This is a genomic window from Limnothrix sp. CMB-01, assembly GCF_055193175.1.
The window spans coordinates 1,103,038-1,128,664 of record NZ_CM143720.1 but is presented as its reverse complement, the minus strand read 5'-3'; the positions used below and the strand labels follow the sequence as shown (position 1 = coordinate 1,128,664).

18 protein-coding genes and 1 tRNA gene are annotated in these 25,627 nt (G+C 51.8%); 13 read left to right on the top strand and 6 right to left on the bottom strand.

The window, feature by feature from the left end:
- Positions 1 to 49: 49 nt before the first annotated feature.
- Positions 50 to 637, bottom strand: a complete 588-nt coding sequence (locus tag ACZA91_RS04715) for a DUF3611 family protein (protein WP_158234543.1) — start codon at positions 635 to 637, stop codon at positions 50 to 52.
- A gap of 172 nt (positions 638 to 809) precedes the next feature.
- Here ACZA91_RS04715 and ACZA91_RS04710 point away from each other — a divergent pair, with 172 nt between their 5' ends.
- Positions 810 to 1,352, top strand: coding sequence for a cofactor assembly of complex C subunit B (locus ACZA91_RS04710; protein WP_099535163.1), 543 nt, complete (start codon positions 810 to 812; stop codon positions 1,350 to 1,352).
- Between the two features lie 105 nt (positions 1,353 to 1,457).
- On the opposite strand, the gene ACZA91_RS04705 is transcribed toward ACZA91_RS04710, so the two are convergent.
- On the bottom strand, positions 1,458 to 3,155 hold the full coding sequence (locus ACZA91_RS04705) for an AIPR family protein (RefSeq protein WP_463184967.1): 1,698 nt from the start codon (positions 3,153 to 3,155) through the stop codon (positions 1,458 to 1,460).
- 106 nt (positions 3,156 to 3,261) lie between these two features.
- A complete protein-coding gene (leuS, locus tag ACZA91_RS04700; RefSeq protein WP_463184966.1) occupies positions 3,262 to 5,850 on the bottom strand; it encodes a leucine--tRNA ligase in 2,589 nt (862 codons plus the stop codon).
- A 152-nt stretch (positions 5,851 to 6,002) separates the two neighbouring features.
- Between leuS and ACZA91_RS04695 the strand changes: the two genes are divergently transcribed.
- Genes ACZA91_RS04695 through ACZA91_RS04685 form a run of 3 tightly spaced genes read left to right on the top strand, consistent with a single transcriptional unit; the run spans position 6,003 to position 8,368 of the window.
- Positions 6,003 to 7,205: a GmrSD restriction endonuclease domain-containing protein gene (locus ACZA91_RS04695; RefSeq protein ID WP_463184963.1), complete on the top strand. Its 1,203-nt coding sequence runs from the start codon at positions 6,003 to 6,005 to the stop codon at positions 7,203 to 7,205.
- Between the two features lie 5 nt (positions 7,206 to 7,210).
- Positions 7,211 to 7,684 carry a HEPN domain-containing protein gene (locus tag ACZA91_RS04690; protein WP_463184962.1) on the top strand — a complete coding sequence of 158 codons (474 nt, stop codon included), beginning with the start codon at positions 7,211 to 7,213 and terminating at the stop codon, positions 7,682 to 7,684.
- A gap of 54 nt (positions 7,685 to 7,738) precedes the next feature.
- A complete protein-coding gene (locus ACZA91_RS04685; protein WP_463184959.1) occupies positions 7,739 to 8,368 on the top strand; it encodes a Uma2 family endonuclease in 630 nt (209 codons plus the stop codon).
- Between the two features lie 27 nt (positions 8,369 to 8,395).
- On the opposite strand, the gene crtH is transcribed toward ACZA91_RS04685, so the two are convergent.
- The gene (gene crtH / locus ACZA91_RS04680; protein ID WP_463186387.1) at positions 8,396 to 9,952 is read right to left on the bottom strand and encodes a carotenoid isomerase; all 1,557 of its coding nucleotides are present in this window, start codon (positions 9,950 to 9,952) and stop codon (positions 8,396 to 8,398) included.
- Positions 9,953 to 10,792: 840 nt separating this feature from the next.
- Between crtH and upp the strand changes: the two genes are divergently transcribed.
- The 6 genes from upp to ACZA91_RS04650 all read left to right on the top strand — a co-directional run bounded on the left by upp (position 10,793) and on the right by ACZA91_RS04650 (position 18,326).
- Complete coding sequence (upp, locus tag ACZA91_RS04675; RefSeq protein ID WP_099535149.1) at positions 10,793 to 11,446, top strand: uracil phosphoribosyltransferase; 654 nt, start codon at positions 10,793 to 10,795, stop codon at positions 11,444 to 11,446.
- Between the two features lie 227 nt (positions 11,447 to 11,673).
- Positions 11,674 to 12,030: a ssl2009 family thylakoid membrane protein gene (locus ACZA91_RS04670; protein ID WP_190354001.1), complete on the top strand. Its 357-nt coding sequence runs from the start codon at positions 11,674 to 11,676 to the stop codon at positions 12,028 to 12,030.
- A 341-nt stretch (positions 12,031 to 12,371) separates the two neighbouring features.
- Positions 12,372 to 12,445: transfer RNA gene (locus ACZA91_RS04665), tRNA-Pro, on the top strand.
- Positions 12,446 to 12,691: 246 nt separating this feature from the next.
- Positions 12,692 to 13,645, top strand: coding sequence for a dihydropteroate synthase (gene folP / locus ACZA91_RS04660; RefSeq protein ID WP_463184957.1), 954 nt, complete (start codon positions 12,692 to 12,694; stop codon positions 13,643 to 13,645).
- Between the two features lie 56 nt (positions 13,646 to 13,701).
- Positions 13,702 to 15,816: a pentapeptide repeat-containing protein gene (locus ACZA91_RS04655; RefSeq protein ID WP_463184955.1), complete on the top strand. Its 2,115-nt coding sequence runs from the start codon at positions 13,702 to 13,704 to the stop codon at positions 15,814 to 15,816.
- A 230-nt stretch (positions 15,817 to 16,046) separates the two neighbouring features.
- A complete protein-coding gene (locus tag ACZA91_RS04650; RefSeq protein WP_463184954.1) occupies positions 16,047 to 18,326 on the top strand; it encodes a Piwi domain-containing protein in 2,280 nt (759 codons plus the stop codon).
- A 74-nt stretch (positions 18,327 to 18,400) separates the two neighbouring features.
- Here ACZA91_RS04650 and ACZA91_RS04645 read toward each other — a convergent pair whose 3' ends face one another.
- A complete protein-coding gene (locus tag ACZA91_RS04645; RefSeq protein ID WP_463184952.1) occupies positions 18,401 to 18,952 on the bottom strand; it encodes a Uma2 family endonuclease in 552 nt (183 codons plus the stop codon).
- A gap of 541 nt (positions 18,953 to 19,493) precedes the next feature.
- On the opposite strand from ACZA91_RS04645, the gene hsdR reads away from it, so the two are divergent.
- From hsdR to ACZA91_RS04630, 3 genes are read left to right on the top strand one after another with little or no spacing between them, the layout of a single operon-like run.
- Positions 19,494 to 21,851, top strand: a complete 2,358-nt coding sequence (gene hsdR, locus ACZA91_RS04640) for an EcoAI/FtnUII family type I restriction enzme subunit R (RefSeq protein ID WP_463184951.1) — start codon at positions 19,494 to 19,496, stop codon at positions 21,849 to 21,851.
- Between the two features lie 44 nt (positions 21,852 to 21,895).
- Positions 21,896 to 23,344: a type I restriction-modification system subunit M gene (locus ACZA91_RS04635; RefSeq protein WP_463184949.1), complete on the top strand. Its 1,449-nt coding sequence runs from the start codon at positions 21,896 to 21,898 to the stop codon at positions 23,342 to 23,344.
- A gap of 18 nt (positions 23,345 to 23,362) precedes the next feature.
- Positions 23,363 to 25,054: a restriction endonuclease subunit S gene (locus tag ACZA91_RS04630; protein WP_463184948.1), complete on the top strand. Its 1,692-nt coding sequence runs from the start codon at positions 23,363 to 23,365 to the stop codon at positions 25,052 to 25,054.
- Between the two features lie 198 nt (positions 25,055 to 25,252).
- Here the strand turns inward: ACZA91_RS04630 and rpsN are convergent, their stop codons facing one another.
- A complete protein-coding gene (gene rpsN / locus ACZA91_RS04625; protein WP_099531687.1) occupies positions 25,253 to 25,555 on the bottom strand; it encodes a 30S ribosomal protein S14 in 303 nt (100 codons plus the stop codon).
- Positions 25,556 to 25,627 lie beyond the last annotated feature (72 nt).

The following is a 25,627-nucleotide window of genomic DNA, read 5'->3' as shown; positions in this document are numbered from 1 at the left end:
AACACAGAGCCAATGGGGACGTTTTCAAGCCCCTTTCAGGGCGATCGCCTCAATCGCCGCTTGACCCAGCCTTGCTGATGCGATCGATCAACCAAAGATTGGCCGTCAAATTGCAAAAATGAGCAAACATCCCGTGCGTGTTTCCCAACACCACAAACACATCCAACGCTTGAATAAAGCGACTCGGATCCACAAAACCCAAATTAAACGGACTGCTTTGCATCAATAGTTTATTCGTGAGCTGGCCCGTCACGGCCTCCGCCCCCACCAGCGCCAACCCCAAACCAAACAGATTAATCAAAACCCCCAGCCGGAGCCGCTTGAGGGTATCGGCTTTGGATGGTCGGGCGTTTTTCGGGGCCTGGAGCCGCCGCGCATGTTGCGTGTTGGTGAAGGTGTAATAGATGCTGGCCAGCAAAGTCAGCATCGCCACCACGGCCACCGCCAACCCCCCGATCGAACCCGGGCCCGGCCCCACCGGAACTGCGCCGGGCGTGGGGCTGGTGCGCGCAAACAGCATGGGCGTGGTCAGCAACAGCAGAATACTGCCGATCACCCCAAGAAAAATTTGGATCCAAAAGCTGATGGTGCTGGTGCGACCCATCAGGCGGGCAATGCGTTCAACTTGGCTAACCACGGTGGGCTGGGAGCGGATACGACTGATCACCTTAACATGCTCGATCGCGCGGCCCCGAGTCCGATATGCTGATGGGAGCTGGGTTTGTAACTAATTGTTGCAGTTGTTGCCAGAAACGCCACCAGCCCAGCACCTTCCTCATACCCCATCGCCCCACATCCCATCACTCGCCATGTCCAACGATGTCGTTGTCTCGTCCACGCTGTTCTTGACGGTGTTGATGTTAATCGGCCTGGTCTTCTTCATCCGCGCTTCCGCCAAAGACCGCACGGAACTGGCTTGCTACATCCCCGAAACCATTCCGGAAACCGAACTGCGCGATCGGCTCCGAGGCTACTTCTCAGGGCGATCGTATCGCTTGGTGAATCGGGATGCAGACAACGATCGCGTCACCTTTGAAGGCCTGGTGGCCGCCAGCCCTACCCTTGCCATTTTCCTTAGCATCCTTGCGGCCGGCGGGTTGCTGTGTCTGGGACTCGTTTTGTCCATGACCATTCCCCAAATCCAGAATGCCGGATTAGCCCTAGTCCTCCTGGCCCCGGCTGCCGGTTGGTTCTATCAACGCAAAGCCCAGCGCACCGAACAAGTGCAATTGCAGCTCGAAACCAATGATCAAGGGGCGATCGCCCGGCTCTGGGTCAAAGCCCACCGCGACGAACTCATCGCCCTCGAAGCATCCCTCGGCCTCGAACCCACCCGACCCGCCAGCCACTAACCCAATCATGCAAAGCTGGGCTGGTTGCTGGGCAGAGCCAAAGAAACGTTTGGGCAACACTCAGCAATCGTTAAGGATGCAATTAACAATCGATTGAAACCCAGTCTAAAAGTCGGCTAACTGACTAATCAGATCACCCCTCCGAAAGGTTGCAGACAATTGCTGCAAAGAGAGGGCGGAAGCTGAATAAAGACGGTGAATTGCATCCTCAATATTTTTGACACTGCGATCAAAATATTCGGATCCCTGATTTTGAATTAGCTCCTGTACTTTAAAAAAGTGCTGATGATTTAAATCATCCACTCGCTGTAATTTCAAATCTTGTAAAAGATACTTCCCCATTTGCATGGCAATAAAACAAGAAGCATAACGCACAAAATCCGGGTCACTATTTGCCGGTTGGCGACGACGATGATCTGCAATCCTATACAGCAAAGTAGCACTTATAATCTGTGTGCCATTTAAGCTGCCAGTAAAAATTCGATTATAAAGTTTTCCAAAATGCTCACGAGTAGAAGATTTTGCCTGATGAGGGGCTTTTCTCCAAACAGCTAAAACGGCTGCGGCTGCTTCCGATGAAGTAATATCCTGCTGAGTTGGGCGCTCTGAGCTGCGTTTTCTTAAATAACGATAACCCAGTTGCGCAATATCCAGCTCTAATTGCGCTTGACGCTCATCATTTGCCTTCAGGTCTCTCAAATCAACCGGATTTTGGTTATTGGTAGCGAAGGTGATTTTCTGAACTAAATCAGTGTTGAAACTGGATAATTGATAAAGGCGAATCAAAATATAGGCATTCGCTGAGCGAGCCTGGTCGAGTGGTAGCTGCTGTTGTGCATTGACCCATGTTTTATAAATGGTCATGCAAGTTTGACCACCATTGATGATTTGTAGATTTTGAATCCGTACCTGATGATCGCTGCCTTGTAGAGTGTTGTATTCAAATTTATCGCAAATTAGCGTTAAACCATTGTTATAGAAATAGAGATAGCTGGCGTTAGTTTCAATGGTTTGGCGAATGCCATCATTAACTCGATTATTCTGAAGCCCCAAATATCGGCGAATATTACGCTCAAATAACCGCTCTCCATGGCGATCAACCAAAGTGGCAATCTCGCTAATGGCAACTCGCCCCACTAAGATTCGGTTGAATTCAATATCCTCAACCAGAATTTTTCCCGAAAGCTGGAGCGTATCATTAACGGGCTTCTTGGATTGCTGTAATTTAATTAGGCGATCGGGGTTGAGGTGCTCCCACTCCACTTGATCGCCAAATCCCGCAATTTGAATCAGGCGATCGGTCTGTTCATTCCATCGCAACCCGTTATTACAGGCGATCGCCCGTACTTGAGGAATATAGCCATCCCGAATCAGGCTTCTAATTTCTTCGACTTTGGCTTGGAGTCGGCGATTCAGGCTCTGATTTAAATTAATACTCGGATCAAATAAATACCGAACTGCATTAATTAAGCCCTTGATCCCTTCTTCGGGAAAATGACTAGTTCCATCCAGTTTCTGTTTATATTTACCCTGGAACAGAGAAACCGTGAATTCACCATCCTGCTCTTCAGAGGCATAGATCGCATCCACGCCAAAATCTTGACCTCCATCCACAATGCAATCAAGCGTGGCTAGGTCGTCAAGATCTAGGATTGACCGAACACATAGATGGATGAAGGCTAAGGATTTCAGTCGCCCTCGATCGCCCTGTAAATTGAGATCGAGCTGTGCCTGCAACTCGGGTTTTAAGCGTTCTGCTAGGCTCTCGACCTGCTGATCAATAATCGAAGCCTTAATATCCATTGATCTTGACAAGACTTTGGATCAAACACTGTGGATCAAACAAAGATTGGATCGATCTATAGAGTCCGATCCAATCTCTATTCAAACTCAAGCGACTAGGCGATCGCTACACCACAAAATTCACCAGCTTGCCAGGGACGACGATCGCCTTTTTTACCTCCTGACCAGCAATGTGCTTTTGGGCCACATCGCTGTTGAGGGCGAGCTGTTCTAGGGTGTCCTTGTCAGTGCCTGCCGGGACTTGAATCGTGCCGCGCGTTTTGCCCTTGATTTGAATCACGATCGTCACCTCATCGGCCACCAACGCGGATTCATCCAAAGTGGGCCAAGTCGCCGCATGGACCGAGCCGGACTGCCCGATCGCCCCCCACAATTCTTCGGTTAAATGGGGTGCAAAGGGAGCCAGCAACAACACCAGGGTTTGAATCCCTTCCGCAAAAACCGGCGTGGTTTTGTTGGCGTAATCGTTCAGGGCGTTGCTGAGCTTCATCAACTCAGAAATGGCCGTGTTCAATTGATAGTCTTCGGCCAAATCTTCCGACACTTCCTTGATGGCGGTGTGGATGGCGCGGCGCAGGTCTTTTTCGGCTTTTGGATCGGGGGCGATCGCCTCGCCGGACTGGGCTTCTAGGTAGGTGCTGACCAACCGCCACACGCGATTCAGGAAGCGGAATTGCCCTTCCACATCCGCATCGTCCCACTCCAAATCCTTCTCCGGCGGCGCTTTGAACAGCACAAACATCCGCGAGGTGTCCGCGCCGTATTTGGCCAACACGCCCTCGGGATCAACGCCGTTGTATTTGGACTTGGACATTTTTTCGTAGACCGACACCAGCGGATCGCCCGTGGCCGGGTCTTTCGGCTGGCTAGGATCGCTGAAGTCCACATCGGCCGGGGCGATGTATTTGCCCGTGGTCGGATTTTTGTAGGCCATGGCTTGCACCATGCCTTGGGTCAGCAGGCGGCTGAAGGGTTCATCGAAGTTCAGCAAGCCGCGATCGCGCAGCACTTTCGTGAAAAAGCGCGAATAGAGCAGGTGCAAAATCGCGTGCTCAATGCCGCCCACATATTGATCGACCGGGGCCCAAGCGTTGGTCTTGGCCGGATCGAAGGCGGCGGACTCGTTGCGCGCGTCGGGATAGCGCAGGAAATACCAGGAGGAATCGATGAAGGTGTCCATGGTGTCCGTTTCCCGCTTGGCCGGTGTGCCGCAGGTGGGACAAGGCACGTTTACCCAGTCGTCCAGCTTGGCCAGGGGCGAGGGGCCGCGCCCGGAAAACTGCACATTGCTGGGCAATTCCACTGGTAGTTGGTCGTCGGGTACAGGCACTGCGCCGCAGTTGGGGCAATGGACGATCGGGATCGGCACGCCCCAATAGCGCTGGCGGGAAATCAGCCAATCCCGCAGCCGGTATTGCACCTTGGCTTTGCCCCAGCCTTGGGCTTCGGCAAATTCGGTGATTTTGGCCTTGGCTTCGGGGGAAGGTGTGCCGTCAAATTGCCCCGAGTTCACCAACAGGCCCGTTTCCGTGTAAGCCGCCGTTAGATCTGCGGCCTCGGCTGACGCGCCCGCTTCCGGCACAATCACCACCTTCAGGGGCAAGCCGTTGTTTTTGGCGAATTGGAAGTCCCGCTGATCGTGGGTGGGCACGCCCATCACCGCGCCCGTGCCGTATTCGTAGAGCACGTAATCGGCAATCCAAATCGGAATTTCTTCGCCGGTAAAGGGGTTCAGCGCCGTGCCGCCTGTGGGAATACCGCGCTTGGGTTTGTCGTCGGCGGTGCGATCGATCTCGCTTTGGGCGGAAATTTCCTGTACGAAGGCTTCCACGGCTGACTGGCGATCGGCCGTCGTCACCTGGGCCACGAGGGGATGCTCGGGAGCCAACACCACGTAGGTCACGCCATAGACCGTATCGGGGCGGGTGGTGAAGACGGTGATTTTGGTGTCCGCCAGGGCGGCATTGCCAACGATCGGGAAGTCCAGTAAGGCCCCGGTGGATTTGCCGATCCAGTTAGCCTGCATGGTTTTCACCCGTTCGGGCCAGCCGGTCAGCTTGTCCAAATCCGTCAGCAATTGTTCGGCGTAGTCGGTGATTTTGAAGAACCACTGACGCAGCAACCGTTTTTCGACCAACGCGCCCGATCGCCAGGATTTGCCCTCGCTATCGACCTGTTCGTTGGCCAAAACGGTTTGGTCGATCGGGTCCCAATTCACCGTGGCTTCCTTTTGGTAAGCCAACCCGGCGGCGAAAAATTGCAAGAAAATCCACTGAGTCCAGCGGTAATAGTCTGGGCGGCAGGTGGCCACTTCCCGCTCCCAATCGTAGGAGAGGCCCAAGCGCTGGAGCTGACCCTTCATTTGGGCGATGTTTTGCTCCGTCCAAACGGCGGGATGCACGCCCCGATCGATCGCCGCGTTCTCAGCGGGCAAGCCAAAGGCATCCCAGCCCATCGGGTGCAACACCTGGTAGCCCTGCATCCGTCGCACCCGGGCGATCGCATCGGTGATCGAATAGTTGCGGACATGGCCCATGTGCAAATTCCCTGAGGGGTAGGGGAACATGGACAGGGCGTAAAACTTTTTGTGCTCCTGGGGGCGATCGGCTAGGTCAGGCGTGCGATCGGCGTTTTGCTCGGCCCAAACGGCTTGCCACTTTGCTTCGATTTCGTTGGGGTTATAGCGAGCGTCCACGGCGATCGATCCTCCTGGGGGCAACGGTTGGCGATTCTATACTGTATCGCAACTCACTGGCCTCACTGGTTTCAACCCGCTGTCTCTGGGGGGCGGTGCTATGATCGCTAATAGTTCACGATGCATAGATTGGTTTCAAACCATTAAAAACTATGGAAGCTAATCTTGTCCCCTCAGAACCAGTATTAGACGATCAAGTTCTAGAAGAAATTTCTGAGGCTAAATCTGCCAGCTCAAATGGAAACTCAGAAGCTGATTTAGAAGGGGATGTTGATGATGGAATTTCCCCTTCCTACTATTCCATTACAAGTTATGGTGCAGACTATCCTATTGATGGGTTAATCAAAAGACTAGAGCAGGGCAACATTGTTATCCCTAAATTTCAGCGATCTTATGTTTGGAAAATTGAGCAGGCTTCTCGATTAATTGAGTCTTTTTTGCTCGGACTTCCTGTTCCTGGAATTTTTTTAGCCAAAGAAAATGAAACCAATAAACTCATTGTTATTGACGGTCAACAAAGGCTAAAAAGCCTACAGTACTTTTACAGTGGTCAGTTTCCTGAGCGCCCTGGATCTGATCAATATATTCTTTTTGCTTTGTCAGGTAAGATCGCCCCTCAGTTTGTAGGCAAAACTTATGCAACACTGAATGCCAATGATCAGCTAAAGCTTGATGATTCAATTATTCCCGCCACGATCGTTCGACAAGACGCACCGAGCGAAGATAATGAACAAACCAGTATGTATCATATCTTTGAACGTCTAAACACCGGAGGAAATCAACTGGTTGCTCAAGAAATTCGAGCTGCCATCTATCACGGGAAATTTAACGAATTACTATCTGATTTAAATCAATATGATCAATGGCAAAAGATTTTTCAAGGTAAGACCTCTGCAGAATCACCTGATTTGAGCAAGAGAATGAAAGATCAAGAGTTGATTTTACGATTTATAGCGCTTTACTTTGAATTACAAGCCTATAAGGGATCCATGAAAGACTTCCTGAATACTTTTATGGAAAGCAATCGATCTCTTGATCGAAATTATGGTGCTTCTGAAATCAGGCTGATTTTTGAAAAAACAATTAGCTTAGTGTACTCCAGTATTGGAGAGAAAGCATTTCGCCCTCGCCGAGGTCTTCATGCTGCTGTTTTTGATGCAGTGATGGTCGCTCTAGCCAAGCGATTAGATCAGAAGCCGGTACAAGACCTAATAGCACTAAAAGAAGCCTACACTAAGCTACTAAATAGTGAAGAATTTCGGCAAGTCAGTATTGATTCCAGACAAATGACGAATACTGAAAATGTTCGTAAAAGAATTGAGCTGGCCACTCTAGCTTTTGCCAATGTGCCATAGCAAAGATGAGCCAAGTATCTCTGCGTTTTCATCAAAGGAAAACTAAAATAGAATCCTTGCTCAGACAGGCAAAATCAGTTGAGAGCGATGAGCTTCAGAACGAACTAGCTCGATACATTTGCATCAGGATTTCTGGACTCATTGAAACGACAGTTCGCGATTGCTACGTGGAGTATGTCAAATCTAGATGCGCTCCAGATGTGGCCCAATATGTTGGTCAGCAACTGAAAAGGTTTCAGAATCCAGATATGGATAAGCTGATTGATCTTGCTAGAGGATTTAATGAAAAATGGTCTTCTGAGTTAGAAGACATTGACTCGGAAATCAAGGAAGCTGTGATCAGCATTGTGGCTACTCGGAATAGTGTTGCACATGGTGGCGATCAGGGAATTAGGCTGATTACAGTAGAAGGCTATTATCACCAAGTCATCAGACTTTTATTAATAATTCAGAATCAGTGCAAAATTTCTGAAAACTAGTTTGTAATTTACGACTACTAGCATCAAAAATAATTTGAATTTCTCGTTATGCTGATGACTACGTTACTAGCTGATAATTTACCTACTCTGCCCCAGGCTGGACGATCGGATCAGCGGTTGCTGATGCCGGGAATCAGTTGGCAGCGCTATAGCCATTGGCTCGATCACTTGGGGGATGAATCGGGCTTACGGCTGTTGTATTGGGATGGGGTTCTCGAAATTTTTATGCCGTCGCCAGAGCATGAATTAATCAAAAAGGCGATCGCCCGATTGCTGGAACGCTATGCCGAAGAAGTGGAAATTGATCTTCATGCCTACGGCTCCACAACGTTTCGGCAATCATCGAAGGCGGCGGGCTTAGAACCCGATGAATGCTATTGCGTTGGGATCCTGAAAGCCCAGCCGGATTTGGCAGTGGAGGTCAACTTAACCAGTGGCGGGCTAGACAAATTAGCGATCTATCGGGCGATCGGGGTGCCAGAGGTCTTGATTTGGCAAGATCAGCAACTCACGCTCTATAACCTGCGGGGGGATGAGATCCAAATTGCTGATCGCAGCGCATTTTTTCCCGCTTTGGAAATTTCGCAGTTGGCACAATTTGTTCAGCCCCAAAATCAACCGGCGGCGATTAAGGCCTTTGTGAATTGGGTGCGATCGGGAACTGAGAATCCAAGGGCAAATTAGCGCCAGGGAATGGATTGGGTTTGGACTTTAAACCAAGCCCAGGTCGGCCGCCACTCGGTGAGCACAGGCGAACCCGGAGAAAGCCACCGCGTTGAGGCCTTGGCCAGGAAAAGTGCTGTCGCCCACGCAATAGAGATTTTTAACGGCGGTGCGGTTAAAGGGCATGGTGAGCAAGCCGGGAAGCTTGCGCCGGGGGATCGGCCCATAGGAACCATCCACTCGGCCCAGGAAGCGGCGGTGGGTGCGCGGAGTGCCAATTTCGATGTAGTCGATCGCCGCGTCTAACTGGGGAATGATCGGGGCGAGGCGATCGCACAGTTCTTGGGCTTTCTGTTCCTTTTGAGCTTGGTAGTCTTCGGGGCTGAGATTGAGCCAATCGCTGATCCAGCAAGGGGTAAACACATGCAGGATGTGATGATTGGGCGGGGCCAAGTCTGGATCGAGCAGGGTGGGAATTGACACAAATACCGTGCCGTAGGCGGCTTCCATCTGTTCCCAATCCTGGACTAGGATGTGGTGGCAGTCTGTGCCAGCGGGCAGGGCATCGGCGCGCACACCCATGTGGACGCTGAGGAAGCTGGGGGATTTTTGATAGCGCTCTTGCCAACGATCTTCGTCCAGGGGTTGATCCCGATCGAGCAGTTGGCCGAAGGTATCCCAGCGGGTGGCATTGGAAATCACCCGTTTGGCCCGCAACAGTTCGCCTGAAGCGAGCTTCACACCCACGGCGCGGCCCCCTTCCGTCACAATTTGGGTCACCCGTGCTTTGTATTGAATTCGGCCGCCGTGGGTTTCCAGCCCATCCACCAGCTTTTGGGCAATTTGACCCACGCCGCCTTTGGGATAGTTAATGCCGCCGTAGTGGCGATCGCTGAAAACCATGCCTGCGTTGATGGCTGGGGTGAGATCCGCCGGAACCACTGACCAGCAGTAGCATTCGATATCAATGAATTTCAGTAGTTCCGGATCGCTGATGTAGCGTCGGGCGATCGCCCCGACATTTTGGGGTAAATATTTCACCAAGCCCAAACAGGCCAAGGGATTTTGGAAAAAGACCCGCATGAGGTAGCGCAGTTCTTCGAGCGACAGCAGCTCCATCGCATTCAGACAGTTAAAGATCGTCCAGCACTCGTCATAAAACTGGCGAATGCCTTGGCGCTCGTGGGGGAATCGATCGCCCAATTCCTGCAAAAACTGTTCGTAGTCCCGATGCACTTTCACTTCCAACTGGTTGGGAAGGTGGTAGTGAATTTGCACGGGGTCAGGAATGGTTTCGATCGTTTGGCCCACCGCTGCCAGAGCGCGGGTTAGCAAGTTGGTTGTGCCCTGTTGCCCAAAGCCAAAAATCATCGATGCGCCCACGTCGAAGCGGTAGCCCTCGCGCTCAAAATAGCCAGCGCTGCCGCCAGGGATGAGGTAGCGCTCTAACACCAGCACCTTGGCTCCCTTAGCAGCCAATTGGGTGGCCGTGACCAATCCGCCAATACCGGAACCAATGACGATCGCATCCCAATCACGGGGCAATGGGTCGGTTTGCAGAGCGGTGGTGGTCGGGGCGATCGAGGGCTTATCCACGGCGGTCATGGCGACGGAAAGGGCGAAACAGCAACGGCAAGGCCCAGGGGCGCGGCCATGTTTGAGTGTAGCGTTCTCGTTGCGCGGCTCCAACCCGATCGCCCAGAGATGCCGCTGCTGCTGGTTTTCTCGGGTCGATCGGGCAATAGGTTCAAAGCAATCACCCAAAGCGATCCATTACCCAAAGTGATTAATCACCCAATCCATTACCCAAAGCGAAGGCTCTGCTGAATTGCTGGGCGTTCAAGGATTGTGGTCATTCAACACCGGAGGCCGATCGGGGTGTTGCCTCTGGGGCATTTTGGAGCCGATTGTGGTTGGGGTGTGCCAACGACTGTTCAGGATTTATTGCAAGAGTTTATCGATCAAGATTGAACCTGAATCACCGGGCCGGGTTGAAGTGATGGGGGCGATCGGGTCTCGGTCTTAACCGGAAAATAACCAAAAAAAAAGGACTAATCCGCAATCGCAGACTAGCCCCACCCGCCGTTTACTAGAGAGAAGAACACGCTCAATACAATAGCGGCTACTAGGAATCTTTGTCAACTCTCTTGCAAGATATTCTCATTAGAATTCTTTTCTGACCCCATGCATCCCCCGATCACCCCGCAATCGCCCCACCACCGATCCTTGCTGGGTGTTGCTTGTATCGATCTCGTATCGATCTCGCGCAATCCAACTCGCGCAATCCAGCCAGTACCCGGCAAGCCCGTCCCAACAACCGGGTAAAATCAACCTGAATCTGCCCGTCATCCTAAAATTTCCAGTCGCCGAATTGCGGCCTTTGGCCGTTGTCGGCAGCTTCAGGCCGGGTTGATGGCTCCTTAAACCTTTCCCTTCGCTCTTCCCATGCCGTTGCAACTTCGCGTTTACGTGCCACCCCATGCCCTCATTCAGCATTGGCTGGGTGTGGTGCGCGATGCCCAAACGCCGCCGACTTTGTTTCGCAGTGCGCTGACGGAGTTGGGGCGTTGGCTGGCCTATGAAGCGGTGCGCGAATGGTTACCCACGGAAACGGCAGAGGTGGAAACGCCTTTGGGAACTTGTCCGGCAACGTTTATTTCGCCCGCCACTCCGATGGCTGTGGTGCCAATTTTGCGAGCAGGGTTGGCGTTGATGGAAGGGATTTTGCCCGTAGTGCCCTTGGCCAGTGTTTATCACTTGGGTTTGGTGCGCAATGAAGAAACCCTGGAGCCATCCTGCTATCTCAATCGGTTACCGGCCCAGTTTCCGGCGGAGGCGCGGGTGCTGATCTCAGAGCCGATGTTGGCAACGGGTGGGTCGATCGAGGCGGCCATGAAGGAATTGACCCAACGGGGCCTCACGCCGGAGCAAATTCGGATTATTTCGATCGTGGCGGCTCCTCCGGCCTTGCAACGTCTGAATCAGCAATTCCCAGGCTTGGTGATTTACACGGCGGCGATCGATGAGTCCGTGAATGATCACGGCTGGATTGTGCCTGGGTTGGGCGATGCGGGCGATCGCGCCTTTGGAACCTTCTAGAGTGGTTTTCTTAGGGGGTTTTTCAGGGGTTTTTCAGGGGTTTTTGTCGCTTCAGCATCGGTCTCTGCCTTGTCTCATCGATCGCCTTGATTAGTTTGATAGGTCTGATCAACTTGCCGATCGCGATGAAGGCCATTCCCCGGATCATCATTCCCAGCATTACTTTCTGAGCATCATTTTCTAAGCACATTCTAAGTACAAGCAACATTCTCAACGTAGGACGAGTTATGGCAAATCGAGAGGGTTTTGGTAGTGGATTTTTTTGGGGGGCCCTGTTGGGGGGGGCTGTGGGGGGCCTGGTGGGGGCTGCCCTGGCCTCGCGCAACTCCGATGAGGGACTGGAAGAGCTGACGGAAAAGGGCGATCGGGAAGGGGCCGAGCTGCCGCCGCGTCCCCGCCGTCGCCCCCGGTTGGCCGCCAGCGAAAGCAGTGAAGCCCGCATGGAAACGGCGCGCCAAGGCCTGGAGGACAAGATTGCCCAGTTGAATGACGCGATCGACGATGTGCGCCGTCAATTGGGTAGCCGGAATGGTCGTCCGGGCCCAGATGCAAGGGACAAGCCCCTCAAGCCCGAAGAGTCCTAGGGCCTGTCGTCCAATCGCCTGAAACCCTGATGATCTTGTTCTCCCACGTGGGGGCGGGGTCTCCTCGCCCAGTTCCCGTGATTCTTGGGTGTTCCCAGGGGTGAACAGGGTTGTAGCGATCGCCCGGGTTAGGGTTGGGAGACCCAACCCCTACGGCGATGGAAATGACGACAGGCCCTAAGCCCCTTGTGACGACGATTGGGGCCTGGGCAATCCATCATTTCTGAGGACGCGCTGGCCCGGACTGGCCAGCTCGATCGACCGCCTTGGCCACTTTGGGCACAGAAATTTAACCAGGGCCCTTGGCAAATCAAATAAACATGCTATAGTAACTGGGCTATCGGGGCGTAGCGCAGCTTGGTAGCGCACCACTTTGGGGTAGTGGGGGTCGTGGGTTCGAATCCCGCCGCTCCGATTTGCAAACAGTTTCCATGAAAACTCTTCAGCATGAACTGTTTTGCGAAAGTCCGAAAACCCCGATCTGAGAGCCATTCCACTCCCAGATGACTAACAGTCCACAAGGTAAAAGGTAGCGATCTTCGCTGCCTTTTTTGTTGGGCAGTTGGTGTTGGGTTGCGGTCAAGGTTGAGCATGTTTTGACCGGGTGGATATGGGCCGGGCGGATTCCGGCTTGATGATTTTTTGACCCATTCGGTTGGTTATGGATGTGCCCTTGTCTTCCTGTACTTTGACCCCTTGGATTTTGCGCGATCGCCCTTGGACTTGGGGCGATCGCACCTACTTGATGGGGGTGCTGAATGTCACGCCCGACAGTTTTAGCGATGGGGGGCAGTTTGACCAACTGGAAACGGCGATCGCCCAGGCCCACCAACTGGCGGCTGACGGGGCCGATTGGTTAGACATTGGCGGAGAATCGACGCGCCCCGATGCCCAGCCGGTTTCTGCCCAGGAAGAGATCGATCGGGTTGTGCCGGTAATTGCGGCCCTGCGGCGGGGGTGGCGGGACTTTGCGCCGTTGGATTTGCCCATTTCGATCGACACAACCAAAGCGATCGTGGCCCGCGCGGCGATCGAGGCGGGAGCCGATGTGGTGAATGATGTGTCTGGGGGCTTGTATGACCCGGAACTGCTGCCCACGGTGGCAACCTTGGGGGTGCCGGTGATTTTGATGCATTTGCGTGGCACGCCCCAAACCATGCAGCAGCTTACGGATTACAGTGATTTTGCGGGGCAGGGTGGGTCGGGTGAGTTGCCTGATCAACACTTGCCCGACGTGGTGATTGCCGTGCGATCGAGCTTGGCGGAACGGGTGGCGGCGGCGATCGAGGCGGGGATTCCGGCGGCCCAAATTGCGATCGATCCGGGCATTGGCTTTGCCAAAACCGCTGAACAAAACCTCGCCCTCCTGCGGCATTTGCCCAGCTTGCGATCACTCGGTCATCCCCTTTTGGTGGGCCCCTCCCGCAAGAGCTTCATTGGCAAAATTCTGGAGCAACCGGATCCGAAGCAGCGGGTTTGGGGAACCGGGGCGGCCTGTGCGGCCTGTGTGGCTGGCGGGGCCGACTGGGTGCGGGTGCATGATATTCAGCAAATGCGCGACGTGGTGCGAGTGGCAGACGCGATATGGCGTGGGTGGCAATTGGGCGAGGGATAGGATTTCAGCAATGGTTTAACCGCTCGCGGATCTGGGGGGTTGGGATCTGCTGGGCTTTGGCGATCGGGTGTGGGTGGCTGTGGGCGGCCAGTCCTGTGCAGGCGGCTCCGGTCGATCGCCCGGCCCTGACCCTGGAGGTTTTGCGCGATCGCCTGGAACATCCCCAACTGTTGGATGGCAAGCCCGCGATCGACCTCAGCCAGAGTGCGATCGACCTGCGCAGCGACAATGGCAACTTTCGGGAAGCCTTTTATCAACAGGTCGCCAGCAAGTTGCAACAGGAACGCCTGGGCCTCGACTTACGCGGATCCAGCATCCAGGGCGATTTGGATTTAGCTCGGTTGGGCCTGCGTGCGCCGCTCTATGGCAAGGCCCTGTCGCCCTTGCTGACCCCCACGGAACAGGAACAACTGGGGCGCGATCGACTGCGACTCTTGCACCTCAGCCGATTGTCTCGATCGCTGTTGCTCGATGAAGGTAGCCCCCTGGATTGGCAAATTTCCGTCTTTCGCGGCCCGATCGTCCTTGAAGGTCTGCAAATTAGCGGTTCCCTGCGCCTAGCCAACACCTATTTTTTGGAACCGGTGGAAGCCAGGGGCTTGAGCCTGGGCGGAGCCTTGGTGGGTTCCCTCAGCCGCTTCAGCCAAGGGGCCCGCTTTTCCGGCTTAGTGGCCCAAAGTGCCCAGTTTCGGAACAGCCTATTCACGGGCGAAGCGCGGTTCGATGGGGCTAAATTTGCCGGAAATGCTAGCTTTCAGTCCAGCACCTTTGAGCGGGGAGCCAATTTTTATCGATCGCAATTTCAGGCGATCGCCAACTTCAGCAAAAGCCATTGGAATGGCAGCGCCGACCTCACCCAAGCCGACTGGCAAGGCGAAGTGCGGTTTGATGGGGCCAGTTTTGCCAGCTCCTTTTATGCGATCGACAGCCTATTTCATGGCGAAAGCTCCTTTCGGAATGCTCGGTTTGCCAAACCCCTGAACCTGCGCGGGGCAACCATTCTGGACGAAGCCGACTTCACCAGCGCCAGCTTTGCCCCCGGAGCCTATATCAACGTGTCCGGGCTGGACTTTGACAGCGACCAAGCAAAACTAATTGGCTCCCCCGGGGAAATTGGGCGCATTTTGTCAGTACCGGTTTTGCAGGGCAATGAAACGGTTTTGCGAACCCTGGTGCGGAACTTTCGGCGGGTGGAACAGATTGCTGATGCCAACCAAGTGGATTACACCCTGTTTAAATTGCGGCTCAAGACCCTGCAACAGCGGCTCACGGGGGTGAACCTGAACGCGGCCAAGCCAGCGGTGTTGGTGTCGATCGGGTTTTCGCCCACCCAAGCCCAGGCGATCGCCCAAGCCCGCGATCGGCAACCCCTGCGCACCGTGGCGGAAATGCTGTCGATCGAGGGCGTTGACCTGGCAACCTATGTGAAAGTGCGCGATCGGGTCACGGCCGATCGCACCAGCACCCCCCTCTCCTGGGGGACGATCGCCCTGCAATGGCTGGGAACCAACCTGTTGATTTTGCTGAGTCGGGCTGGCACCAGCGCCGGCCTCGTGTTGGGGGTAGGGTTGGTGGCTATGACCTTTTTCGCCCTTTGGTTTTGGCTGGTCGATCGGCTTCGCAAGTTGCGCCCCCAACCGATCGTGCCCACCTGGCCCGAAACCCTCTGGATGGGCGGCAGCGCCGGACTGTTGTTCAGCCTGGGTTTAGCAACCATTTTCCAAACCAGCGATCGACCTTGGTGGACGCTGGCCAGCATTGCCATCTCGATCGGCCCCGTCCCGATCGCCCTGCTGATCAAGCTCTATTGGCGCGGCCGGTTCCATGACCTGATGGATGTGAGCTACTTTGTGGAAAATGGTGAAATTCGGCAAGTGCAACTCCCGATCGCCCGTTTACCCCTCATGCCGCGCTATCACTTCTTTCGGGAACGATTCATGCCTCTCCTTTGGAACCGGCGTTGGGCCTGGCTGAATTATTACGACCTCAGCGCTATCAATCTTTTTCGGATTGGGTTTAGCGATGTGCGGATGCGAGATGAGCATTTACCCGCCGAAATTTCACTGGTAGTTTGGTATCAATGGACTTTGGGCTTAATGTATATTGGTCTGCTTTTGTGGACGCTTTCCCGAACTATTCCGGGGCTGAATTTACTCATTTATTTTGGTTAGTTTATATCGATTGACCTTGACTGACCTTGACTAATTTTTGTTGATTAGATTAGATAAATATTTAGGCTAATTGAATTGGATTAATTGAATTTTATTGATGGCGACTTGATGGCGATCGGGGGCGTGGGGTTGCATTGTTTCATAATAACCTTTGAATGAATTTCAAGGTGCTTTAAAACAAAAATGCTTTAAGTGATATAATTCATGCGTTAATTATAGCCGCTTCAATTGTGGATATTCGAGAACTCAGCTTTCAATCGCGTAAGCCCCTTGGCGCTGTACCTGCCCGGCGCGATCGACTGCGAATCGTCGGCAGTGCCACCCCGATCGACACCCTCTACTCCCTCGCAAGATTCTGCAAATTTCGGCTCAATCAGTGGGTGACCAACGATCAATCCAGCCTCGCCCTGATTTCCGAAGACCGGGGACAGGCCGCGAACTTATTAGCCTGTTTGCGGCAGTTTTGCGAAACTTCCTCAGAACCTTTGGAAATTGAGATCCTCAAGAGCGAGGCGATCGATCTGAGCGAACCCAGGTATCAGAACTGGCTGTTTCAACTCTGTAATTATCGATTGTGCAGCATTTTCAAAACCATTAATCCCCATAGCGCCAAGAAAGTTCAAGAAACTCGCAAACGAATTTATTCTAACGAACCGCCGATGCAAATTCGGGATCCCCAAGGCCGAATCATTGCCGAAGCGAGACGATATTTAACCTTTGATTTTTGGCAAAACTCGGCAGGATTTCTCTTCCTAACCTTGCACTTTCGGAATGAATATCAATCCATTGGCACGATCGACCAATTCGATTGGCAGCAGTTTCCACCCAAACAGCGCTTGATTCATACTTACGATGGCAAAAGTTGCCAATTTCTGGGCGTTGCACCGATCACCATTGGTCAACCCCTCGCAGAATTAGGTAACCAAAGCCTATTGAACTATCACTGCGATCGGCAAAATCTGGCCCCAGAATTGGCCGCACAACTGGATCCCAATCAACCCGCCGTTGCAGTGGGCTATCCGCCTCGCTACCAACCGTTTCATCATCTACCGCAACTATTAAAACGAATCTATGCCCGTGAAGATCTACCCAGCAAATCGCTGAATCATTGCATTTTGCCACTGGCTAAGCGTCGGGAATTGATGCAGAAAACTATCGAGCTTTTAAATAAACGAGAATTTATTTGTGGCGATCGAATTAAATTTGATCCCAACCCTTGGCAGCCCGATCGCCTCACTCAATTGACCGCTGGCTCCATGGCTAGAAACCTATCCTTTGGAGCAGATCCACAACAGCCCGATCGACCAATCCTCGTAGACGAAGCTTGGCGTGGTTGGAAACAACGTGCCCTTCACCAAAAACCAGCAGAAATTTGGACGCAAGTGCTGTATCCCCAAGCCTGGGAAGCAGAGGTGAAAAAGTATATGTCAGCCCTCAAAAGTCGGTTCCAAGAATTTGGAATTACACTCACGAGGGCTGGCGATTTACGTCCCTACGATCCGCAAAATTCCCTTTCCCTACGTCAGGTTTGCCAGAACTTGCCCGTGAATGCTAATGACCTAATTTTTGCCTTTGTCCCCAACGGAGCAGACCCAATTTACAACGCTCAAGTTAACCCCTACTTCACCTTAAAAAGAATCCTCAATCAACAGAGTTACTGTTCGCAAATGGTGACGCGCGAAACCATGCGCTTGGTTAACGAGGAGAACTATAACCAAAAGCTGCATGAGGGGCGCGATCAAAACGTGGTATTCGGCATTCTGGCCAAACTCGGCTATGCTCCCTGGCAGTTGCACCAAATGCCGGGAACTGCCCAAGCTTTTGTGGGGCTAGATTTGGGCCGCAAAGAGGAACGGACGATCGGGGCTTCTGCCTTTGTGGTCAACCGCCAAGGCCAGGCGATCGGCTGGTCAAGCGCCTCCATGCAGCGGGGCGAAACCTTCAGCGAAACCAGCCTGCGTAATATTTTGCTCGACTTATTTGGCGCATTCACTGAGCAAAGCGGTGAACCCCTGCGCCACGTGGTAATTCATCGCGATGGAACCATCAAAAACAGCGAATTAGCTACCCTGCAAGCCCTAGAAGCCGAATTGCGACCCCATGGGTTGGAGCAATTGGAGGTGGTGGAAGTGGTGAAGGATGTGTTGGCGCGGGCGGCGGTGCGGGCGATCGACCCCAACACCAACCAAGAACATTGGCAAAACCCCGATCGAGGTTGGGCTTGGGTTCACAACGATCATGAGGCGATCGTCCTCACAACCGGTGCTAAACAGGCCAAAGTTGCCCCCAACGCCAGCCCCCAGCCCCTTTTGGTGCGTCGCCGCCATGGCCAAACGGACATCCTGACGATCGCCGCCCAAATCTATTGGCTCAGCGAAATGCACATCGGCAGCACCCAAGTGATTCGCCTGCCGATTACCACTTACTACGCCGATCGAATTGCCGAAGTTGCCCTCAAGGATTGCCTTCCAGCCGATGTGCGCTGCGAACGCCGCCTCTATTTTGTTTAGGTTTGTTTTTCGTTTAGGTTTGTTTAGGGAGTATCAACCCATTCAAAGTCATTGGGGCCTGACCCAAACTAACACTAATCCAAGCCTCGATAGAGTTGCTCAAGGGGGAAGGTTAAATTAATACTTTGAAGCGTAATTTGATCCCCTGTTCCATAGATCACCGTTGTCCAAGTATTGTCCGGTTGGCGGCGGCGGCATTCCACCCAGCGCTGATCCTGATCGATGAGAACGTATTCCTCTAGGTCTGGGATTTGCCGATAATCCTCGAACTTTTGACCCAGATCAAAGGCTCGCGTGCTTTGGGATAGGACTTCGGCAATCAATTTTGGGTGGCGTTTGATGTAGCGGTCGGCGCGATCGCGGGGATCGCAGGTCACGAAGGCATCAGGGTAATAGTAAAACTCATCTGCGTAGCTGACTTTGACATCACCGTTGTAGAAGCGGCAGTCAGTATCGCCGAGATGGAGGTTGATCGCGCTGAGGAGATTAATGGCAATTCGGGCGTGACTGTCGCTGCCGCCTGCCATCGCGTAGACGAGGCCGCGACGGTATTCGTGGCGGGTGGGACTATCGCGTTCAATGATTAGGTATTCGTCAGGGTTGATGTAGTTTGGAATGGCGATCATGGCGAGAATAGCTCAGGAAATAAAATACCCGTAGGGTGGGCACTGCCCACCACACTTACCATCCTACCGCCATGCAATATTTCTTCACAGATGCCCTCTAAGCGGCGACACTACCCAATCGATTGGGCCTGCACCTGCCAAGGGCCATCACTCCCGCCGTTGAAATTTAGTAACCTTGCTGCCTACATCAAGGAATAGCCCAACAACAAATCAACACAACTGAACAACCAAACAAAAACCGTAGGGTGGGCATTGCCCACCAACCCCCGTCACCCCCAAGCAGCCGAATCAGAGAAAGAAGTTATTGTTTTCTACTTCCTCAAGATCGATTCTGGCTTTGTAGGGATGGGAATGGTGGTGGGCAGTGCCCACCCTACCGGCCACTTGAGAATGTTAAAGCTAATTCGATAAGCGATTAGCACGCTATATCGCAGATGTCATGAAGTAATTATTCGGTGGTCATTGCTCACCCTACAGGCTACTGAACACTTTGGGTGGGCTGTGAAGGTTACGATAGGGTAAGTTGTGTGCTGTGGCCTTCATGGACAAAAAGCAGCTTTCTGAGCGAGATATTTGCACAAAATTCATTACGCCAGCTTTGGAGCAAGCGGGCTGGAATCTGCAAACCCAAATTCGGGAAGAGTTTTATCTAACGCAAGGTCGCGTGATTGTTCGGGGGCAAATGCATACGCGCGGTCAGGCCAAACGCGCTGATTATGTGTTGTTTTATAAGCCCAATATTCCCCTTGCTGTTTTAGAGGCTAAGGATAATAGCCACACGGTGGGAGCGGGGATGCAGCAGGCGTTGGGCTATGCGGAATTGCTGGATGTGCCCTTTGTCTTTAGCTCCAATGGCGATCGCCTGCTTTTTCACAACAAACTCCAGACCGAAGGGGCGATCGAGCGCGAATTAAGCTTCGAGGAAATGCCCTCACCGGAGACCCTGTGGCGGTGGTGGTCAGAGGCTCAGGGGTTCACCGCAGCCCAAACCCAAATCATTACTCAGGACTATTACAGCGATGGGGGCGACAAAAGCCCCCGGTATTATCAACTGCTGGCGATTCAAAAAACGATCGAAGCGATTGCCCAAGGTCAAAATCGGATCTTGCTGGTGATGGCAACGGGGACAGGCAAGACCTTTACGGCTTTTCAAATTATTTGGCGGCTGTGGAAGTCCCGCACGAAAAAGCGAATTTTGTTCTTGGCTGATCGCAACATCTTGGTTGATCAAACCATGACCAACGACTTCAAGCCGTTTGGTACAGCCATGACCAAGATCAAAAAGCGCCAGATTGATAAGTCATACGAAATTTACTTATGTTTGTATCAGGCGGTGACAGGTTCCGAGGACGATCAAAACGTTTATCGGCAATTTAGCCCTAATTTCTTTGATTTGGTCGTGATTGATGAATGTCATCGGGGGAGTGCGGCGGAGGATTCGGCCTGGCGAGAGATTTTAGACTATTTTTCCTCGGCAACGCAGATTGGCTTAACGGCGACTCCCAAAGAAACCAAAGACGTGTCCAATATTGACTACTTTGGTGAACCGATCTATACCTATTCGCTGCGGCAGGGCATTGAGGATGGATTTCTTGCGCCCTATAAGGTCGTCAAAATCAATCTTGATAAGGATTTGGAAGGCTGGCGGCCTGTGGGCGGACAACGGGATAAGTATGGGAATGTGATCGAGGATCGGATTTATAATCAACGGGATTTTGATCGTAGCCTGATTCTAGAGCGTCGGACTGAATTGGTGGCTCAAAAAATCACAGAATTTCTGAGAAACACCAATCGATTTGATAAGACTATTGTGTTCTGTGAAAATATTGACCACGCAGAGCGAATGCGACAGGCGATCGCCAATGCCAATTCTGATTTGGTTGCGGAAAACTATCGATATGTAATGCGAATTACGGGCGACAACCAGGAAGGAAAAGCCGAACTAGACAATTTCATTTTTCCTGAAAGCATTTATCCAGTGATTGCCACCACTTCCAAGTTAATGACGACGGGCGTGGATGCCAAAACCTGTAAGTTAGTTGTTTTGGATCAGCGCATTCAGTCCATGACTGAGTTTAAGCAAATCATTGGGCGTGGCACTCGGTTGGATGAGGATTACAACAAATTTTTCTTCACGATCATGGACTTCAGGGGTGCGACAGAACTCTTTGCTGATCCTGATTTTGATGGTGATCCAGTCCAAATCTATGAGCCAAAGGGGGATGAGTCGCCCGTCCCGCCCGACGAGGTTGAGACGTTTGGGGATAATGCAGTCGATCGCCCGGCCCAGTCCACGGAGCAAGCTTGGGCAGACTGGACTCAGGATGACTCGGCTCCCGTGAAGCGCTATGTGGTGGCTGATGTGGAAGTGCAGGTGCTTTCGGAGCGAGTGCAGTATTACGGCCCAGATGGCAAGCTGGTGACGGAATCGCTGAAGGACTATACTCGCAAGGCGGTTTATCGAGAGTTTGCTTCGCTGAATGACTTTTTGCGTTGCTGGACTGCGGCGGAGAAAAAGCAAGCCGTGATTGATGAGCTAGCGGAACAGGGCGTTTTATTTGAAATCTTGGCGGCAGAGATTGGGAGAGACTGCGATCCATTTGATCTGATTTGTCATATGGTTTGGGATGTGCCGCCGCTGACGCGCAAAGAACGGGCGCGAGAAGTGAAAAAACGCAACTATTTCACAAAATATGGTGATCGGGCTCAACAAGTGCTGGAAGCGCTCCTAGACAAGTATGCAGATGAGGGAATTGAGGCGGTAGAAGAGCCGCAGATTTTGAAAATCCCACCTTTTAATCAGATGGGAACCCCGATCGAGCTATTAAACTTGTTTGGGGGAAAAAGCGGTTATCTCAAGGCGGTTCGGGAGCTGGAAACGCAGCTTTATCAGGCTTAGACGTAGCCTACAGATCATTGAAATCAATCGAAATTGAGTGAAAAATGGCGATTACGACGTTGGTGAAAAGCATTCAAGACATCATGCGCAAGGATGTGGGCGTGGATGGGGATGCCCAACGGATTAGCCAGTTAACTTGGATGCTGTTTCTGAAGATTTTTGACGATAAGGAGCAGGAGTGGGAATTTACGCTGGATTCCTATCAATCTCCGTTGGAGGAGCGTCATCGCTGGTCAAATTGGGCGAAAAATGACGAAGGAATGACCGGCGACGAGTTAATTAACTTTGTGAATAATGATTTGTTTCCAGCGTTGAAGCGGCTGGCGACGGCGGCGGGGGTGTCGAAATATGGGCGAGTGATCGGTTCAGTTTTTGAGGATGCTTATAACTATATGAAGTCGGGGACGCTGTTGCGTCAGGTGGTGAACGTTATTGAGGAGGATTTAGATTTTAATTCCTCAGAAGATCGCCATCTTTTTAATGACATCTATGAAAAAATTCTGGCGGATTTGCAGTCGGCGGGCAATGCGGGGGAATATTACACACCCCGGGCGGTGACGCAATTTATGGTGGATATTCTCGATCCGAGGTTGGGAGAAAGCTTGCTGGATCCGGCTTGTGGCACGGGTGGATTTTTGACCTGTGCGATTGAACATTTAAAACAACAGGTCAAAACAACGGACGATCAGCAGTTAATTGAAATGACGGTGCATGGGGTGGAAAAGAAGCCTTTGCCCCATATGTTGGCGATGACGAATTTGATGTTGCACGGGATTGATGTGCCGACGAATGTGCGCCACGGCAACACACTGGAGCGGCCGCTGAAGGATTATAGTCCGCGCGATCGGGTGGATTTGATTGTGACGAATCCGCCGTTTGGGGGCGTTGAAGAAGACGGGATTGAGGATAATTTTCCCAAGAAATATCAGACGCGGGAAACGGCTGATTTATTTATGGCGTTGATTATGCACCTGCTGAAGGCCGATCGGGGGCGGGCTGGGGTGGTGTTGCCGGATGGGTTTTTGTTTGGGGAGGGGGTGAAAACGACGCTGAAAAGGGAACTCTTGGAAAATTTCAATCTCCATACGATCGTCCGTTTGCCGAAGGGTGTGTTTGCACCATACACATCAATTTCGACCAATATTTTATTTTTTGAAAAGGGTCAGGCGACTGAGAATATTTGGTTTTTTGAGCATCCCTATCCACCGGGTTACAAGTCTTATTCAAGATCGAAGCCGCTGACGATTCAGGAGTTTGATCGCGAGAAGGCTTGGTGGAGTCAGCGGGAGCAAAATGAATATGCCTGGGTGGTTTCGGCAGCGGAAATTGCGGCAAAAAATTACAACTTAGATTGCAAAAATCCCCATGAGGTGGTTGTTGATCATGGCGATCCCGAAGAACTGATGGCGGAGTTTTTGGAGTTGTCGGAACAGGTGGCGGCAATTCAGGCGGCGCTGAAGGCGGAGTTGGTCGCAGCGTTGGAAAAGGAATAGGGAGTAACGGCTTTTTCTATGAATACTCAATCATTGCTCGATCGATATTTTGAGGTGGCTTTTTCGGCTCCGGAAGGGGTGAAACGGCTGCGGGAGTTGATTTTGAATTTGGCGATGCGGGGATTGCTTGTACCGCAAGATCCGACGGCACAACCGGCGCGGGAACTGTTGCGGGAAATTGAGGCAGAAAAAGAGCAATTAATTCGGGCAGGAAAACTTAAGAAAACCAACAAGCTACCGGAGCTTTTACCAGAGGAAATTCCTTATGAATTGCCGAAAAGCTGGGAATGGGTAAGACTAGGAAATATTGGAGAAAGCAACATTGGATTAACGTATAAACCCAGTGATGTTGGCACAGCAGGAATACCTGTTCTACGATCAACTAATATTCAAAATGGAAAGCTAAATTTGCTTGATCTAAAAAGGGTTGATTTAAACATCAAAGATTCTTTGTATGTCAAAAAAGGTGATCTTCTGATTTGTGTTAGGAATGGCAGCAAAGATTTGGTAGGAAAAACTGCGCTAATTGAAAACCTTCCTGAAGAAATGACTTTTGGCGCTTTCATGGCTATTTTTCGCAGTCCTATTAACGAATACTTGCTTCGCTTTATCAATTCATCACTCTTTAAGAAAAACATTAGCGACGTAAGTACAACGACCATCAATCAGATCACACAGAAGAACTTAAAATATACTGCTTTTCCTCTTCCTCCGCTTGAGGAGCAGAAGCGGATTGTGGAGAAGGTCGATCTCCTGATGGAGCAGTGCGATCGCCTGGAACAACTCCACAAGGAACGGGAGCAAAAACGGATTATTGTTCATGCGGCGGCGCGCGATCGACTCTTGAACACAAAGGGCGATCGGGAATTGCAGACTGCTTGGGAATTTTTGCGCGATCGCTTTGGGGACTTGTACGCTGTCAAAGAAAATATCAGCGAACTGCGGAAAGTCATTCTGCAATTAGCCGTCATGGGTAAGCTAGTCCCCCAAGATCCCAACGATCCCCCCGCTAGCGAACTCCTCAAGGAAATCCAAGCCGAAAAACAGCGACTAGTTAAGGAAGGAAAAATCAAGAAGGCAAACGCTATAGTTAAAAGCCCACTCATAAAAACTCCTTTTGAACTACCCGAGACTTGGCAATGGGTTTATCTTGAGGAAATCACTTCAAGGGTGACAGATGGTGATCACAAGACACCGCCCAGAATCTCTAAAGGTTACAGACTTCTTTCGGCTAAAAATGTTAGAGATGGTTTTGTAGATCTTAATAATTGCGATTACATTTCCGAAGAAAATTATATAAAATCAAGAGAAAGATGTTTGCCAGAGCATAATGATTTGTTGATTGTTTCGGTTGGTGGAACTATTGGGAGGTCATCTTTAGTTCCTAAAGATTCTCAATTTGCGTTAGTCAGAAGTGTTGCTTTAATCAAACCACTTCTCATTAATTCTGAATTTTTAAAATACGCGATGGATTCAGATTTTTTGCAAGCATCTATTCATGACAGAAAGCGAGGCGGCGCACAACCATGTTTGTATTTATCGGAAATTCAAAAGTTTAACTTCCCACTTCCACCTCTTCCTGAACAACATCGCATCGTTGCCAAAGTCGATCAACTGATGGAACTTTGCGACCAACTCGAAAGCAAAATCGACCAACAAACCCAAACCCAAACCCGCTTGCTGAATACCCTGATGGCTGAATTGAACTAGACCAAAATTAGGGGATTGGATTCATCTCAAACTTTGCTTCCTCAGCCCAACAAAGCAACCCATCACCCCTTGGGCCTCAAAAACTAAAAGCACGTCGATCGGGTGGATCGGCGTGCTTTTGTGAAAACGGGATGGACTTCGGCAAGAAGCCCCAAAACGGTGCGGTAATGGTACTGCTGATGCTGGCCAGTTCGTTGCTTACCAGCTCGACTTGACCACACCGGGCAGCAAGCCTTGGTGAGCCATTTCGCGCAGAGCATTCCGGCACAGACCAAAATCGCGGTAGTAGCCACGGGGACGGCCAGTTAACCAGCAGCGGTTTTGGTGGCGGTTCCGGGCGCTGTTGCGGGGCAGGCGCTGAATTTGGCGATGCAGGGCCAGCTTTTCCATCGGATCCTGGGCGGATTCAAACTGCGCCTTCAGATCGGCACGCTTGGCGGCATATTTAGCAATCAGGCGATCGCGCTTCTTTTCGCGCTCGACCATGGACTTTTTAGCCATTGCGGTGTTTCTGCTTGTTGACTAAGGGTTGGACTGTCGAAACTCGACAGGGGCTAATGCTTGAGACCGCTG